The following is a 16714-nucleotide window of genomic DNA, read 5'->3' on the forward strand; positions in this document are numbered from 1 at the left end:
CAAAGCATCACCTGTTGCTTCAGCAGCGGAAGACCTGATGTCGTTTTTCGGTGCGCAAATTGGCGCAGGTCATGGACGCTCTATTGATTTCACCGCAGCCTTCGTCCGTGATCCTGTCGGTCGTGCCGATACCGATCACCGTGCGCGAAAGGCCAAGACGATGACCGATCAAGCCCAGGCTCCCCACAGCACCCTGGCCGATGAAACCTTCATGTCCGCGGATGATCTGCGCGCATACATGCTGGAGCTCGAGCAGAACAAGCTCAACAAAGAGCTCGCCGCCATGGACAAGGAGGACAAGGCCCGCGAGGAGCTGGTGAAGAAGCTCGCGACGCCGGTGGACCTGACCCCGGACCTCATCCACGCCATCGCCCAGAATCTGATCACCAAGATGCGGCTGGCCGCCCAGCGCGGCGAGACCGAGATCATGGTCCTGCGGTTTCCCAACACCCTGTGCACGGACAAGGGGCGCGCCATCAACAATGCCGAGGACGGGTGGCCCGAGACGCTCACCGGCCGGCCGCGCCAGGCGTTCGAGCTGTGGCGCGACTATCTGCGCCCCAACCACTACAAGCTCAAGGCCATGATCGTCGATTGGCCCGGCGGCATGCCCGGCGACGTGGGCTTCTTCCTCAGCTGGGCCTGAGCCTGTCTCCGGGCCCCGGACCGGCGCCCGCACCACCACAAGCCCGCCGCGCCACCGGCGCCGCGGCGGGGCGCCCAGGGGGACATCATGGGTCACGACGCGAAGCATCCGGAGCAGGCCGATCATCCGCAGGCGGGCCATCCGGAGCCGCTGAAGCGCAAGGCCTATGAAGGCGAGCTCAAGGCGCTCCATGCCGAGCTGGTCAAGCTGCAGATCTGGGCCAAGCAGACCGGGGCCAAGATCTGCATCCTCTTCGAGGGCCGTGACGGGGCCGGCAAGGGTGGCGTCATCAAGGCCATCATGGAACGGGTGAGCCCGCGGGTGTTCCGCGTGGTGGCCCTGCCCCCGCCCACCGAGCGGGAAAAATCCCAGATGTTCATCCAGCGCTACGTGCCGCACCTGCCGGCGGCGGGCGAAATCGTCATCTTCGATCGCTCCTGGTACAATCGCGCTGGTGTTGAGCGGGTGATGGGATTCTGCAGCGAGGAGCAGGCCCGCAAGTTCCTTACCGGCGCCCCGCTGGTGGAGCGGGCCATGGTGGAATCCGGCATCATCCTGCTGAAATACTGGCTGGAAGTCTCTCCAGCCGAGCAGACCCGGCGCATGGAATCGCGCATCGACGATCCGCGCAAGGTGTGGAAGCTCTCGCCCATGGATATCGAATCCTATTCGCGCTGGGATGAGTATTCCCGCGCCCGCGACGAGATGCTGGCCGCGACCGATACGCCCTGGGCCCCCTGGTACGTGGCGTTTTCGGACGACAAGAAGCGCACCCGCCTCAACATCATCTCCCATCTCTTGTCCCAGGTGCCCTATCAGGCAGTGCCGCGGGAGAAGATCAGGCTGCCCGAGCGCGGCGCCATCCATGATGCGCAGGCAAGCCCCGCCATCCGCCACCGGGTGCCCGAGCGCTTCTAGCTGCGCAGCGACCAGGCGGGCGGGCGGCCTATTCGGCCGCGGCGCGGGGTTGTGGCGGCTGCAGGGGTGGCGTCTCGCTCGCCTCGTGCCGGCCGGAAATGGCGTGGTGCACGCGGGTGTCGAGCTTGTCGAGATAGAGATAGACCACCGGGGTGATGAACAGGGTAAGCAGCTGCGACACCAGCAGGCCGCCCACCACCGCCACGCCCAGCGGCTGGCGCAGCTCCGATCCCGCCCCCGCGCCCAAAGCGATGGGCAGCACACCGAAGATGGCGGCAAGGGTGGTCATCATGATCGGCCGAAACCGCAGCAGCGCCGCCTCGCGGATGGCGTCATGGGCGCTGGCGCCGGCGCGGCGGCGCACCAGGGCCACGTCGATCATCATGATGGCGTTCTTCTTCACGATGCCCACCAGCATGATGATGCCGATGATGGCGATCACCGACAATTCCATGCCGGCCACCATCAGCGTCACCAGGGCGCCGATGCCGGCGGACGGCAGGCCGGAGAGGATGGTCAGCGGGTGGATGAAGCTCTCATAGAGCACCCCCAGCACCATGTAGATCACCAGCACCGCGGCCAGGATCAGCAGCACCTGATTGCCCAGCGCATCCTGGAACACCTGCGCGGTGCCCTTGAAGCCGGTAATGATGGAGGCCGGCAGGCCCACGCTGCGCTCCGCCTGGCTGATCTCCTCCACCGCCTGCCCCAGGGAGGTGCCGGGCGCGAGGTTGAAGGAGATGGTCACCGCCGGCTGCTGCTGCTGGTGGGCGACCGAGAGCGGACCCACTGTGCGGCGGATGTCAGCCACCGTCTCCAACGGCACCACCGCGCCCGACGCGGTGCGCAGATAGACCCGGCTGAGATCGGCGGCATCGCGCTGGAAGCGCGGCTGCACCTCGGCGATCACCGCATACTGGTTGGTGGGGGTGTAAAGGGTGGCCACCTGCCGGGTGCCGAACTGGGTGTAGAGCGCATCCCGCAGCATCTGCTCGGTAATGCCCAAGGCCGCCGCCTTGTCCTTGTCGAGGTCGATGGTCAGCTGCGGATTGGAGATCTCAAGATCGCTGGTCACGTCCCGCAGGCCGGGCAGCTTGGCGATGGCCTGCTCCATCTGCTCGGCGCCGGCATAGAGCGCCTTGGTGTCGGAACTCTGCAAGGTGTACTGGAACTGACTTTTGGAGGCGACGCCGCCCACGTTGATGTTCTGCACCGGCTGGAAGAACACCTTCACCCCCGGCACCTGCGCCACCCGCCGCCGCAGGTCCTGGATCACGCCGTTGGCGGACGCCGTGCGCTCGGCGCGCGGCTTGAGGGAGATGAACAGCCGTCCGGTATTGCCGGTGCGGCTGTTGCCGGTGGCGCCGGCGGTGGAGACCAGATAGGCCACGTTGGGATCCTGCCGCACCGCCGCCGCCACCTGCTTTTGATGCTCCACCATGGCGTCGAACGAGGTGTCGGTGGCGGTTTCCACGGTGCCGGTGATGAAGCCGTTGTCCTCCTGCGGGAAGAAGCCCTTGGGGATGACCACATAGAGATAGGCCGACAGGCCCACCGTGGCGAACGTCACCATCAGCATCAGGAAACGGTGCCGCAGCACAGCGTCGAGGCTGATGCGATAGGCCGCGAGCCAGGCCTCGAACATGCGCTCGGTGATGCGGAAGAACAGGTTCGGCCGGCGGCCGTGGTCGGGCGCCTTGAGCACCCGGGCGCAGAGCATGGGGGTGAGGGTGAGGGAGACGAAGCCCGACACCAGGATCGCCACCGAAATGGTCACCGCGAACTCGCGGAAGATGCGCCCCACCACGCCACCCATGAACAGCACCGGTATGAACACCGCCACCAGCGACAGGGTCATGGAAATGATGGTGAAGCCGATTTCCCGCGCGCCGAGAATGGCGGCGCGGAACGGCGTCATGCCCTCTTCCACGTGCCGGTAGATGTTCTCCAGCACCACGATGGCGTCATCCACCACGAAGCCGACGCACAAGGTGAGCGCCAGCAGCGTCATGTTGTTGATGGAATAGCCGAACACCCACATGGCCGCGAAGGTGGCGATGATCGACAAGGGCAGCGCCAGTGACGGCACGATGGTGGCGCGCACGTTGCGCAGGAACAGGAAGATCACCAGAACCACCAGGACGATGGCCTCGAACAGCGTCTTCTGCACGTCGGCCACCGCCTCGCGGATGGACACCGAGCGATCCATCAGCACGTTGATGTCGACGGACGCCGGCAGCTGGGCGCGGAACGCGGGCAGACGCGCCTTCACCTCGTCCACCACTGCCACCGTATTGGCATCGGGCTGGCGGACGATGGCGACGATGATGGAGCGGTCATCGTTGAACCAGCTCGCCACGCGCTCGTTCTCCACCCCGTCGCTGACGCGGGCGATCTCGTCGAGGCGCACGGGCGCGCCGTTGCGCCAGGCCACCACCAGGCGCCGGAAGTGGTCGGCGCTGGCGCTGGCGGTGCCCATGTCGATGGTGAAGGTCTGCTTCGGCCCGGACAGCACGCCGATGGGCGTGTTGGAGGCCGCCGCCTGCACCGCGCTCTGGATATCGGCGGCGGAAATGTTGCGCGCCGCCGCGGCCGCCGGATCCACCCGGATCCGCACCGCATATTTCTGCGCCCCGTAGATCTGCACCTGGGCCACGCCGGGCAATTGCGAGATCTGCTGGCCGATCAGCGTATCGGCATATTCATTCACCGCCGAAAGGGGCAGCGTGGCGGAGGAGACCGCCAGCAGCAGCACCGGCGCGTCGGCTGGGTTGACCTTACGGAAGCTCGGCGGCGTCGTCATCTCGTCCGGCAGCTGGCGCTGGGCCACCGAGAGGGCGGACTGCACGTCCAGCGCCGCGTCGTCGATGCTGCGGTTGAGATCGAACTGGACGGTGATGGAGGTGGCGCCCTGGGTGCTGGACGAGGTAAGCGAGGTGATGCCGGCGATGGTGGCGAGCTGCCGCTCGATGGGGGTCGCCACCGCCGTCGCCATGGTCTCGGGGCTGGCTCCGGGCAGGGACGCGGAAATGGTGATGGTGGGAAAATCCACCCGCGGCAGCGCCGCCACCGGCAGCTGGCGATAGGCGAACAGCCCCGCCACCACCAGCGCCACCATCATCAGCGTGGTCATCACCGGCCGGCGGATGCACAGTTCGGCGAACATGGCGTCAGCTCCCGGCCACGGGCGTCGCCGGCCGCTTCACGCGCACCCGGCTGCCCTCCCGCAGGGACAATTGCCCGTCGATCACCACCGTTTCGGTGCCCTCCAGGCCCTTGGCAATCACGCTTTCGCCATCCACCGTGCGCGCCACGACCACCGGGCGCACCCGCGCGGCGCCATCTTCCACCACGAACACGAAGGGGCCGCTCTGGCCCGATTGCACCGCCTCCGATGGCACCACCACCACGTCCGGCTCGGTGCGCAGGGTTACCGTGACGGCGCCGAGGGTGCCGGGCCACAGGCGCTCATCGGCATTGGCAAACACCGCCCGGGCGGTGAGGGTGCCGGTCTGCGGATCCACCGTATTGTCGATCACCGCCACCCGGCCCCCGCCGATGGTCTCGCCCGACCCCTGCAGGGTGATGGCCACCTGGGCATTCTGCGCCGTGCGCAGATCGTTGATGTAGCGTTCCGGCAGGCCGAAGGCGACATAGATGGGCTTGAGCTGGCGCACCGTGGCCAGGGTGTCGTCGACGCGGATCACCGTGCCGGCCCGCGCTGCCGCCACGCCGATGCGCCCGGTGACCGGCGAGCGGATCTCGTAATAGCCCCGCTGCACCTTGAGGGACTGCAGGTTGGCCTCGTCCTGGTCCACCGTCGCCTGCTGCACATCGGCGGTGGTCTTGGCGTCGTCCAGCTGCACCTGGGAGATGGCCGCGCGGGTCACCAGCCCTGAATAGCGCTCCACGTCGCGGCGCGCCTTCTCCAATTGCACCCGATCCTTGGCCAGGGTGGCCTCGGCCTGCCGGATCTGCGCGTCGATCACCCGGGAATCCAGCTCGAACAGCAGGTCCCCGGCGGCGACGGTGGCGCCATCGGCAAAGGCGACCTTCTCCACCTCGGCGGCGACCCGCGAGCGCACCGGCACCGTCACCATGGCCTCGACCGTGCCGAGGGCCTCCACCCGCACCGGCATGGGCTTGCGCGTGGCGGCGCCCACCAGCACCGCCACCTCGCGCGGCCGGCCGGCGGCCGACTCGGTCGGGGCCTTGGCCATCCACGGCTTATCCTGCCAGAGCCAAGCGCCACCGCCGGCGACCGCCAGGGTCATCACGGCCAGAACCACGCGCCCGCGCCTACGCCCTTCGCTCGTCATGCCACCCTCGATCCCGCCGCCTGCCACCGTCGCTGCGATGCAACGACACTCTCTGCACCGGGTCCAATTAAGGTTTGGACAGAATTGAAGTCGAATACACGGCGAACGCGGCGCGTTGACGTTTCCGTGATCGCCTGAACCGCGAGAGAGCCGCCAGGCGCCTCAGGCCGCCAGCCGCACGCGGGCAAGGCGCTCCAGCGCGCGATCGATGGTGGCGTCGGTCTTGGCAAAGCAGAACCGCACCACGGAGCGCACCGCGTCATCCGCATAGAAAGCGGAAACCGGGATGGTGGCGACGCCGTGGGTCTTCACCAGATCGAGACAGAAGGACTCGTCGTCGGGCGTATTGGAATGGGCCGAGAGGTCGATGTTGAGGAAATAGGTGCCGGCCGAGGGCAGCACCCGGAAGCCGAGGCCGGCGAGGCCATCCGCCAGCCGGTCGCGCGAGCGCTGCAGGCCGGCCCGCATGGTGGTGAAATAGGCGTCTTCCTTGCCGAGCCCATAGGCCACCGCGGCCTGCAGGTTCGGCGGCGTGGTGAAGGTGAGGAACTGGTGGGCCTTGGACAACACCTTCATCAGCGGCGGCGCGGCCAACACCAGCCCCACCTTCCAGCCGGTCATGCCGAAGATCTTGCCGGCGGAAGAAATCTTCACGGTGCGCTCACGCATGCCCGGCAGGGCCATCATGCTCTCGAACACCCGCCCGTCGAAGATGATGTGCTCCCACACCTCGTCGCACACCGCATAGGCGCCGAACCGCTGGCAGAAATCCGCCACCCGCTGCAGCTCCTCGCGGCTGTGCACCACGCCGGTGGGGTTCTGCGGATTGTTGAGCAGCACCAGCTTGGTGCGATCGGAGAAGACGGCCGCCAGCTTCTCCTCGGTGATGGTCCAGTGGGGCGGCTCCAGGCGCACCAGCCTGGCAATGCCGCCGGCCCGCTGCACCAGCGGCAGATAGGCATCATAAAGCGGCTGGAACAGAACCACCTCGTCACCGGGCTCGATCAGCGCGAGCAGCGCGCCGGCCAGGGCCTCGGTGGCCCCCGAGGTCACCATCACCTCGGTCTCGGGATCGAGCGAGAGCCCCTGCCAGCGTTGGAAATGGGCGGCGGCGGCCTGGCGCAGCTCGGGCAGGCCCATCATCGGCGGATACTGGTTCCAGCCGTTCACCACCGCATCGGCCGCCTTCTGGCGCACGTCCAGCGGCCCGGGGTCGTCCGGAAAGCCCTGCCCCAGGTTCACCGCCTCATGGGTGCGGGCGAGTTGGGACATCACCTCGAAAATGGTGGTGGGCAGCGCCGAATAGATGGGGTTCAGCGGACGCGCGGCGAGAAAGGAGGTCATGGCGGCATCTATCTGCGGAAACGGCGCCCCCTGACGGAGCGGCTGCCAGCCCTTTAGCCCCTTCGTGGCGGCAACAAAAGGGCCGAGCGGCGCTAGCCACCCCGATCCGGCACCGAAAGCGGCTTCAGGGCGGCGAGCAGCGCCTCCTGCGTCACCTGCGCCATGGGCATCAGCACCTTGGCGGCCTCGGTGCGCCGGCCGGGCCGCATCACCAGCACCACCGTTTCAGCGCCGCCGCAGGCCGGATCGCCACAGGAGATCTCGGACACCGAAACCGTGGCCTCCTCCTCCAGCTCGAGCGCCTGGCGCACCAGGTCCGCCAGCGCCCGGGCGGCGTCCCGGTTGCCGTCCGCGCCATCGCGGCGCCGCATGAACAATCGCATGGCCTTCCCTGCTCTCCCGGTCGCCCGACCCGCCACGCGGAGGCCGGCACGGCGCCAGCCATGCCGTGCCCTCGCGGCGGGAAAAAGGCGTCCCGTCAGTCCTCATCCAGCGGCGCGCTCTCGCCGAACAGCCGGCGCAGCACATGCAGGCCGCGCCGCAGGCGACCCCCTTCGAGCCGCAGCACCGCCCAGGTGACGCGGCCATCGTCCACATCGCGCACCTCGATCACCGCCCGGCCGTAGGCGATGCGCATGCCCGGCGCGACGCGATCGCTGGCGCGATCGGCGAACGCGTCGGCGATGGTGAGCGCCCACTCCTGCTGCGGCACCGGCAGTCCATAGAGCCCGGCGAGATCGCCGAGCCGCACCTCGCCCACGAACGGAAAGGCGGCCACGTCATCGAGCACCAGGGTTTCCTTGGGCCGGAACAGGCGATCGAGCCCATGCACCTTCTGCGGCGGCGCCAGGATATAGCCGTAGTCCCCCGGCTCGAGCGGCCCGGCGGCTTCCGGTGTCAGGGTCTGGCCGGCGCGCACCACCATCACCAGCCGCGCCCATTCCGGCAGGCCGCTGCCGGTGGCCGGCGTGCCGGCGGTGACCGGATAGCCCACCAGCTCCACCTCCATCTGCCCCGGCAGGTCGATCTCGAACCGCCGCACCGCCGGCAGCGGATCGGACAACGCGACGCCGAAGCGCCGTGCCGCCGGCACCATGGTGAGGCCATGCAGGATCAGCGAGACCAGCACCACCGTGAAGGCGATGTTGAAATAGACCTCCGCATGGGCAAGGCCCGCCAGCATGGGAATGGTGGCGAGGAAGATGGAGACCGCCCCGCGCAATCCGGCCCAGGAGATGAAGGCCTTTTCCGCGTTGGAGAAACGGAACGGCGCCAGGCACAGGAACACCGCCAGCGGGCGCCCCACCAGGATCAGGAACACCGCGACGCCCAGCGCCGGGATCGCATAATCCAGCAACGTCTGGGGCGAGACGAGGAGGCCCAGCATCACGAACATGACGATCTGGCACATCCAGGTCACGGCATTGAGAAAGCCGGTGATGGGCGCGATGGCGCGCACCGGCCGGTTGCCCATCACCAGGCCCGCCACGAAGACCGCCAGGAAGCCGGAGCCGTGCGCCAGCGCCGTGACCGCGAACAGCAGCACCGCCACCGCCACCACCAGCACCGGATGCAGCCCGCCGGGCAGATCCACCCGGTTGATGAGCCAGGCGAGCAGCACCCCGCCCACCACGCCGAGCACGCCGCCCACCACCAGCTCGCGAAACACCCCCAGCACCACCGCCAGCCCGGGGTGGGAGAGATCGCTGGTGATCAGTTCCACCAGCAGCACGGTGAGGAACACCGCCGCCGGATCGTTGGTGGCGGATTCGAGCTCGATCACCGAGCCGACCCGCCGGCCGAGATGCAGCCCCTGGGCATGCATGAGGAAGAACACGGCGGCGGCATCGGTGGAGGCCACCACCGCCCCGACCAGGAAGCCTTCCAGCAGCGACAGATTGAGCAGCGGCACCGCCACCAGGGCCACCAGGGCCGCCGTGAGCACCACGCCGATGGTGGCGAGCAGCAGTGCCGGCGTCACCGCCCCGCGCATGGCGCCGATGCGCATGCGTAGCCCGCCATCGAACAGGATCAGCGCCAGCGCCGCCGACCCCACCATGTAGGTGGCCCAATAATCGTTGAAATGGATGCCGCCCGGACCGTTCTCACCGGCCAGCACGCCGATGAGCAGGAACAGCAGCAGAATCGGAGCGCCGAAGCGGGCCGCCAGCAGGCTCGACAGGGTCCCGGCAACCAGCAGCGCTGCAACCACCAGCAGAACCACATTGGAGATGACCACTGCACCCATGCTCTCGCCCAAGCCTCGTCACACTCGACCGTGTCTCCATCCCCGAGCGGTGGGCCCGGCGCATTGCACGCCGACAGTAGCGCGACATCGCATCAGCGCGTAAGCTCTTGTCGTTGCGGACAACCAGAGACGGTGTTTTGGGGGCGCGCCGGACACGTTCTCAAGGGTGCTGACATGCCGTGGCGCAGACGGGTCTGTGCTTACCAGGTCGTTCCCTTCACCTGCGCCGATGATGGCCTGTGGGTGATGGAGAGCGAAACCATCTGCTTCGAGCATGACCTCGCGATGGAAATCGCCGAGGCGGATTGTGACTGTGCCGCCTGGGTCGGCATCTATGCCCTGGACCATCGCGGCGAGCGCCTCTGGGCGGCACCCATCGCCAGCTATGGTGCGCACAACCCGCACGCCGGCACCGACGCGCAGAATGCCCACCATGCGCTCCAGCCCGGCCTCTCGCTGCCGAACGCACCTCTGCAGAACGTTCCACTTCATAAGGTGACGCTCCAGGGGCCCCGGCTCACCCTGCCGGCGGGCGGACAGGCCACCCGCAACGGGCCCGCGCGCCACTGACGCCAGGCAGCACGGGCCCCACTGAGGGACGGCTGCGCGGCGGCACCGGCGCCGCTGCCAATGCGCGATCAGCGCACCTTGGCGCGGCAAACGTGGGGTCCCCCGGGATCAGTAAACGTGAGAGCCCAAACGACCGCAACCGCGCGCGAGACTGTCCGGAGCAACACGGCCCGGAGCAGCGGCAATAAAGGCGCTGCGGAAGGCGCCTAATAATCCCACTGCGCGCCGATGCCCACCGAGGTGGAACCGTCTGCCCCGGTGGCGCCCTGCAGGCGGATGTTGCGGGTCACGTCCACATCCACGGTCACCTGGCTGGAATTGGGCGTGGTGCCCTGCTTCACGCCCATATAGATGCGGTCGTTGATGCGCCGCCCGAGGCCCACCTGACCGCCGGTGCCGGCGGAATTCATGCCCACGTCGAGGCTGTCCACCCCGAGGGTACGCCGCATCTGGTCCAGCACTCCGCCGCCACCCGAGAACTGGGCGATGGTCTGGGCAATCTGCAGGCTCTGCGTCGCCGTCAGCGATCCGGCATTGCGGCCGAACAGCAGGCGCGCCAGCACCTCATCCTGCGGCAGGGTCGGGGTCGAGGTGAAGGTGATGTCCGGCCGGGATGCGGGTCCGGTCACCAGAATGCGCGCGGTGATGTCGTTGGCGGTGGTCTCCGCCACGAAATCGAGCTCCGGATCGGTGCTGCCGGTGAACTGGATCTTGCCCCGGGTGAAGTTGAGGCGCTTGCCGAGAATGTCGAACTGGCCGCGGCGCATCTCGAAGCCGCCCTGGGTCAGCGGCGCCCGGCTGGAGCCGGAGACGCGGATCTCGCCCCCCAGCTCCGCCTCCATGCCCATGCCCCGCACGAAGATGTTGTTGGCCGCGGCCACCACCAGATCGAGGGTGACGCCACCGCCACCACCACGCTGCCGCTCAGGCGGTGGCGGGGGCACCCGCGCGGCGTTGCGGCCGCGGCGGTCATTCACATTCTTCACCTGCATGGACTGAACGCCGCCGGGCATGCGCTCGGCAATGTTCACGTCCATGGCCCGCACCTGAAGCCGGCCGGTCACCCGTGGATCGTTGGTGAACTGGCCCTCCAGCGCAATCCGTCCCTCGGTGACGAGACGGATGAGCTCGCTGTTGACGAGCCCCGCATTCTGCATGGTCACCTCGAGCCGGCCCGGGAAGTTGGCGGCGGGGTCCAGCCCCACGCTGCCACGCACGGCGACGCTGCCGCCATTGGGGGTGCGGGCGGTGAGCGACTGCACGGTCACCGAACGATCGGTACCGGCGATGACGCCTTCGATGCGATCCAGGGTGACACCATTGGCGCCATCATTGTAGCGCCCGCCACTGATGCGCACAGTGCCGCCCGCGCGCGGAGCGGCGGTGGTGCCGCGGATGGTCGCGTCGATGGTGGCGGTGCCGGCCAGTTGACTGCCGAGCGCAGCGAGCGAAGGATTGGCGATGCGCAGATCGACGCCGCCCCGCGCGGTCAGGTCCATGTCCCCCGCCCCCATGGGCACCGAGCCGGTGATGGCGAGATTGGAGAGGTGGGTTCCGGAAATCGTGGTGCGGGTGGTGACCCGGCCATTGCCGAGCTGCCCATTGGTGCGGATATCGAACGGGCCGGCGCCGGCGGCGGCGAGGTCAGGGTTGCTGAGCCGCAGCACCTGCAGATCGTAGGTGCCATCCGGCCGGGCCGCCGGTCCGCGCAGGCGCGCGGTGCCGTTGAGGGTGCCGGCCAGGTTCAGCCCTGGCGCTGCGAGCTCCGCCAGCGCCAGCGGCAGGGCGCGCACATCCACGTTGAGATCGAGCGTACTGCCGGCGCGGCCGGAAACGGTGGCGCTGCCGCCACGGCTCGCCACCGCCAGCCGGTCGATGGTGACGTCGCCGCCATTGATGGTGATGTTGGCCGGCGCCGACGTGGCCAGGGTGGTGCCGCCCCGCGCCATGCTGAAGCGTTCCAGCCGCACCTGCGAGGTGGTGCCCTGGTGGTTGAGCTGGGCCGCGGCGGCCACATTGGCCCCGTTCACCTGGGCATCGAGCTGCAATGCCGTGCCGCGGCCGGCGCCGCGGGCGGTGAGGGTGGCGCGGGGAATGGCCACCCCGGCATTCACATCCCTGACATCCACATTGCCGTTGAGCACCGGTTGGCCGGTGGGATCCGTCACATCGAGATTGATGCGCGCGGCGCCCACGCTCTGCCCGGCGGCGCGCACGCCGTCGGCGGTGGCATTGAGGGCGATGGTCTGGCGCCCGTTGGTGGAGCCGAGATCCACCTTGGCGTCGAGCTTACCAGCCAGTTCCGTCAGGGCCAGGGCCGAAAGGTCGGCGAGATTGCCGGCGGCCACCGCCAGCTGCCCCACCATGAGGCCATCGCCGCCACGGGCCACATCGCCGCGCGCCGTCACCGAGCCGATGGCGAGATCGAGCTTTTCCAGCCGGGCCGCGCCGCCATCGCCGAGGGCGAAGGCCCCGCCGCCGGTGGCCGGCTTGCCGGCGATACGGCCATCGAGTTTGAACGCACCGGCGGGCAGGCCGGTCAGGTTGCGCGCATCGAGATCAAGCGCCAGCCCTTCGATCTTCTGGCCCATTGCGGTGCCTTCGGGCACCGCCACCCGGGCCGTCACCGCCAGCGCGTCGAGGCTGCCGGAGAAGGCCGCCGTGGTGTCGAGCCGGCCGGACAGACGCGGCTCCACCCGCTTGAGATCGTCCAGGGTCAGCAGAACCTTCAGGTCCGCCAGCGCCTTGGAGAGGGTGCCGTTGACCTTCAGGTCGAGCCCGGTGGCCGACAGGGTGAGGTCCTCGACCCCGAAGGCGGCCTCCCCCGTGCGGGCGATGGCGCCGGACAGCCGGGAGGTGCCGCCGAACAGTCCGTCGACCGCGGCGATGCCGGTCTTCACCTTCTCGGTGCCCCCGGCGAGCTTGAGTGTGAGCTGGCGGAACTGCTCCGCTCCCTTCACGTCCGCCTCGAGCTGGGCGGTGCCGGAGAGGGGGCGGCCGGCCAGCGGCCCGAAGGCGGCCAGATCCAGCCGCTCCAGATGCAGGGTGCCGTCGGCCCCCTCGGCGCTGGCGGTACCCGTGAAGCGGGCCGACAGGGCATTGAGCGCGGCGGTGAAGCCGGTGAGCGCCGGCGTGCCATCGGCTGGCTTGGTGGCGGTGGCGGTCAGCCGGGCCGTGTCGCCCAGCGCCGCGCGCACCTTGGCGTCGGTGCTGGTGAGCCCGGCGGCCTGGGCGTCGACGGACAGGGCGAGGTCCCCCGCCCCGCCCTGGGGCCGGGTCACCGCATCGAGGGTCAAGGTCTTGGCGCCATAGCCGGCGCCGGACAGGTCCGTGGCTGTGAGCCGCACGGTAGCCGCCGGCGCCGCCAGCGCGCCCTTGGCGGCGCCTTCCGCCTTCACCGCACTCCAGGCGACGCCAGGAGCGAGCGCCGAGAAGCGGTCGGCATCGCCAGCCACGGCGCTGAAGGCGAGATCGGAGCCGTCGCCGGCGGGGTCCACCTTGCCGCGCGCCGCGAAGCCGAAGCCGGAGGCGCGCACGGTCAGCGTTTCCACATCCACGAGGCCGGCGGTCTCCACCAGGGCGGTGGCCGACAGCTCGGTCTTATCCTCGAACAGGGGGGCGATGGCGGCCGGCAGCAGCCGTGCCACCTCCGCATCGAGGGTCAGATTGACCCGGTGGCCGGCCGCGGTGGCGCGCACCCCAGCGGCGCCGGTCATGTGCGCCACGGCGCCGGCATTCAGCGCCAGATTGCCGTCCCAGGCATCAATCGGCCCCTTGCCGGTGATGCGTGCGTCGAGCGCCGGCAAGCCATCCATGCCGGCGGCGCGGGCCACGAGGCCCCCTTCCGGCTCGGTGGCGTTGATGTCCACCACCAAGTTCCGCGTCTGCGGGGTGTAATGCACCTGCCCCGTCACCTGGCCGGGCGCGTCCTTGCGGGCGAGGTCGAAATCCACCGCCAGCCCATCGGAGGCGGCCATCAGGTCGGCCGAGGCGGTGAGGGTGAGCTGGGCCGCGCGACCGAGCAGCGGCTCGCCGAGGGAGATGTCGGCGATGGCCAGGCGGCCGAGCCGCACCGGCATGGCGAAGGATCCGCCGCCCGAACTGCTGGTGGACGGCTCCGAGGGCGGCAGGTCCGGCACCCGCTCGACAGCGATCCGCGCCGCCTCCACCGCCTCGATGTTCACCACCCCGCCGAGCAGCGACAGGGGATGCCAGGCGAGGCGCAGGGCCTCCACCTCCGCCACCGGGCCCTTGGCGTCGGCGACGCCGATATGGCCGATGCTCATATCCCACGGCACGCCGCCGCGAATGTCCGAGATGGTGACCGTGAGCCCGGATACGGACGCGAGCTGCGAAGCGATGCGCGCGAGCGCGCCCTTGCCCGGCCCGGTCTGCAGCGCGCCGAACAGCGCCAGCACCAGCACCAGCAGGCCCGCGACGACGACGCCCGTCCAGCGCAGGATCGAGAAGAGAATGCCACGAGCCGCCATCAGAAAGCCTGCCCCAAGCTGACATAGACGCCGTACGAGCCGTCGTCTGGTCCGGGATTGAGGGGAACGGCGAAGTCCAGGCGCAGCGGCCCGATGGCCGTGTAGTAGCGCAGGCCCAGGCCGGCGGAATATTTCATCATGCTGAAGTCGGGATATTCGGTGGCATAGGCCGAGCCCATGTCGAAGAACGGCACCAGGCCGATGGTGTCGGTGATGCGCACGCGCAATTCCGCCGATGCCTCGAAATAGCTGAGGCCGCCGATGATGATGCCGCGGGCATTGCGCGGGCTGGCGGACTGGTAGTCGTAGCCGCGCAGCGAGCCGCCGCCGCCCACATAGAACCGCCGCTGGGCCGGCACGTCGGTGAGATCGGCGCCGGCATAGCCGCCGGTGGAAACCCGCCCGGCCAGGATGTAGCGTTTTTCCTCGTCGAAGGCGTGGTAGGCGGACAAGGTGCCCTTGGCCATCACCGGGCCGGCGCCATTCTCGCCCAGATAGGCGAACGGCTCCACCGTCACCGCCGCGCGCAGGCCGCGGGAGGGGTCGAGGGGCGAATCCGTATTGTCGAAATTGAAGTCCAGCGGCACGCCGGCGATGAAATAGTCGCCGCTGCCGTCGGCATCCTCCACCGTGGAATCTTCCAGGTCGATGCCGATCTGCAGGCTCATCTGATCATTGAAGCGATGCCGCACGCCGCCCAGGAAGGTCACGCCTTCCCGCACATAGGCGTTGGTCACCTCGCGCAGGCCGGCCACCTCCGCCAGCAGATCGTCCTTGGCGGTGAAGATGCCCGGCTTCATGAAGCTCGCCGACACCTTGTAGCCGAACGGATCGGCATCGGGCACCGCCTCGGATTTCTCGCCGAACCAGGAGACGGTGGCATCCAGCCGCAGGGTCTCGCCGCCACCGAACAGGTTGCGGTGGCCCCAGAAGGCGGTGAGCGAGGAGCCGTCGGTATTGGAGTATTTGGCGGAAAAGCCGACGAAGCGCGGCGGCCGGGCCGTCACATCGATGAAGATGGGCAGCTGGCCGTTGGCGTCGAGATGGTCGGCCTCGCGCACCCGCACGCTGGCGACGGATTCGATCTTGGCGAGGCGCCGGCGCAAGGCGGCCAGGCGCTCCGGCGAATAGGGCTCGCCCGGCTGGATCTCGATGCGGTCCTCGATAAAGCCGGGGGTGAGGAAATCGGCGCCCGAAACGGTGAACTTCCCGAAGGTGGCGCGCGGCCCGGTGGACACCAGGAAGGTGACGTTGAGCTGCTGGGTGGCGTGGTCCGCCACCACCTCCTTGTTCGCGACCTTGGCGAAGGGATAACCCATGCGCCGCCAATGGTCGGACAAGGTGGTCTCGGCGGCGACGATGGCGTCGGCGCGTGCCACCTGGCCGGTTTCCAGCCGCAGCGCCCGCTGCGTCGGCGCATCGGCCAGCGGCTGGCGGTTGCTGGCGCTGAGCACCCGCACGGCGCCGAAGGTGAACTGCGGCCCGGGGTCCACGACGATCTTCACCGGCACCGGTCCCCGGGCGCGGCTCGCCTCGACGATGTCGAAAATGTTGGGCGTGTCGGCCCGGTTGCCGGAGATGGTGATCTCCATGGTGCCGCCGTAGTAGCCGTTGGAATAAAGCGCGGCGATGATCCGGTCACGATCCGCCGTCACCCGCCGCACCAGCCCGGCCGCCCCCGAGGGCGGGTTGGACTTCATGCTCTCCAGGTTGGAGGCATCGGTGATGGCGCTTTTGACGCTGCGATCGCCGCCCACCACCTCCAGCTCGATGGTGTAGGGCACGGCGTCGATGGTCGGCGGCTTCTTCTCTTTCTCCCGGTTGGGATTGAAGAAATTGGCGACAGAATCAAAAAAGTCGCCGTCCTCCGCATGCGCCGGCAGAATGCCGAGCGCCAGCACCGCCGCCGTCACTGCCACGGGGCGCCTGCACAGGCCGAAAAAGGAAGTCGCCGCTCTCGCCATTTCCGCTCGAGGTTGGAAGGGGTTTGCCGCGGCGCACGCCACGCACTCTTCGCGAAAGGGCCGAAAGTCCCCCCTCACGCACAACGGACGCTAGGCACCGTCCGTAAATTTCAGCTTATGATCGCTCCTGACCTTGCGTCCCTCGCTGCTTTTCCCCGCATACCGCAGTTTGCCATTGTTTGGTACCGCTGGCGAGCCAACAGCCTCACCAAGAC

At 68.8% G+C, this 16714-nt stretch carries 10 protein-coding genes; 3 read left to right on the forward strand and 7 right to left on the reverse strand.

The features are described from left to right. Positions 1-160: 160 nt before the first annotated feature. Positions 161-646, forward strand: coding sequence for a hypothetical protein (locus ACU4E7_RS20605; protein WP_238121423.1), 486 nt, complete (start codon positions 161-163; stop codon positions 644-646). A gap of 87 nt (positions 647-733) precedes the next feature. Next, the gene (gene ppk2 / locus ACU4E7_RS20610) at positions 734-1564 is read left to right on the forward strand and encodes a polyphosphate kinase 2 (protein ID WP_447019962.1); all 831 of its coding nucleotides are present in this window, start codon (positions 734-736) and stop codon (positions 1562-1564) included. Positions 1565-1592: 28 nt separating this feature from the next. Here ppk2 and ACU4E7_RS20615 read toward each other — a convergent pair whose 3' ends face one another. The 5 genes from ACU4E7_RS20615 to ACU4E7_RS20635 form a co-directional block, all read right to left on the reverse strand. Then, the gene (locus ACU4E7_RS20615) at positions 1593-4730 is read right to left on the reverse strand and encodes an efflux RND transporter permease subunit (RefSeq protein ID WP_447019963.1); all 3138 of its coding nucleotides are present in this window, start codon (positions 4728-4730) and stop codon (positions 1593-1595) included. Between the two features lie 4 nt (positions 4731-4734). After that, positions 4735-5784 (reverse strand): efflux RND transporter periplasmic adaptor subunit, encoded by a 1050-nt coding sequence (locus ACU4E7_RS20620; RefSeq protein WP_447019964.1) that lies wholly within the window; start codon positions 5782-5784, stop codon positions 4735-4737. Between the two features lie 261 nt (positions 5785-6045). Then, complete coding sequence (locus tag ACU4E7_RS20625) at positions 6046-7227, reverse strand: aminotransferase (RefSeq protein ID WP_447019965.1); 1182 nt, start codon at positions 7225-7227, stop codon at positions 6046-6048. 92 nt (positions 7228-7319) lie between these two features. Next, entirely contained in the window at positions 7320-7610 is a 291-nt protein-coding gene (locus tag ACU4E7_RS20630) for a hypothetical protein (RefSeq protein WP_447019966.1), read from the reverse strand. Between the two features lie 95 nt (positions 7611-7705). Beyond that, positions 7706-9475: a potassium/proton antiporter gene (locus ACU4E7_RS20635; RefSeq protein WP_238121200.1), complete on the reverse strand. Its 1770-nt coding sequence runs from the start codon at positions 9473-9475 to the stop codon at positions 7706-7708. A gap of 174 nt (positions 9476-9649) precedes the next feature. Between ACU4E7_RS20635 and ACU4E7_RS20640 the strand changes: the two genes are divergently transcribed. Next, entirely contained in the window at positions 9650-10045 is a 396-nt protein-coding gene (locus ACU4E7_RS20640; protein ID WP_447019967.1) for a hypothetical protein, read from the forward strand. 206 nt (positions 10046-10251) lie between these two features. On the opposite strand, the gene ACU4E7_RS20645 is transcribed toward ACU4E7_RS20640, so the two are convergent. Next, the gene (locus ACU4E7_RS20645) at positions 10252-14535 is read right to left on the reverse strand and encodes a translocation/assembly module TamB domain-containing protein (protein WP_447019968.1); all 4284 of its coding nucleotides are present in this window, start codon (positions 14533-14535) and stop codon (positions 10252-10254) included. Beyond that, entirely contained in the window at positions 14535-16454 is a 1920-nt protein-coding gene (locus ACU4E7_RS20650; RefSeq protein WP_238121197.1) for an autotransporter assembly complex protein TamA, read from the reverse strand. The genes ACU4E7_RS20645 and ACU4E7_RS20650 overlap by 1 nt, the downstream gene beginning before the upstream one ends. Positions 16455-16714 lie beyond the last annotated feature (260 nt).

This window comes from Xanthobacter sp. ZOL 2024 (genome assembly GCF_052932325.1).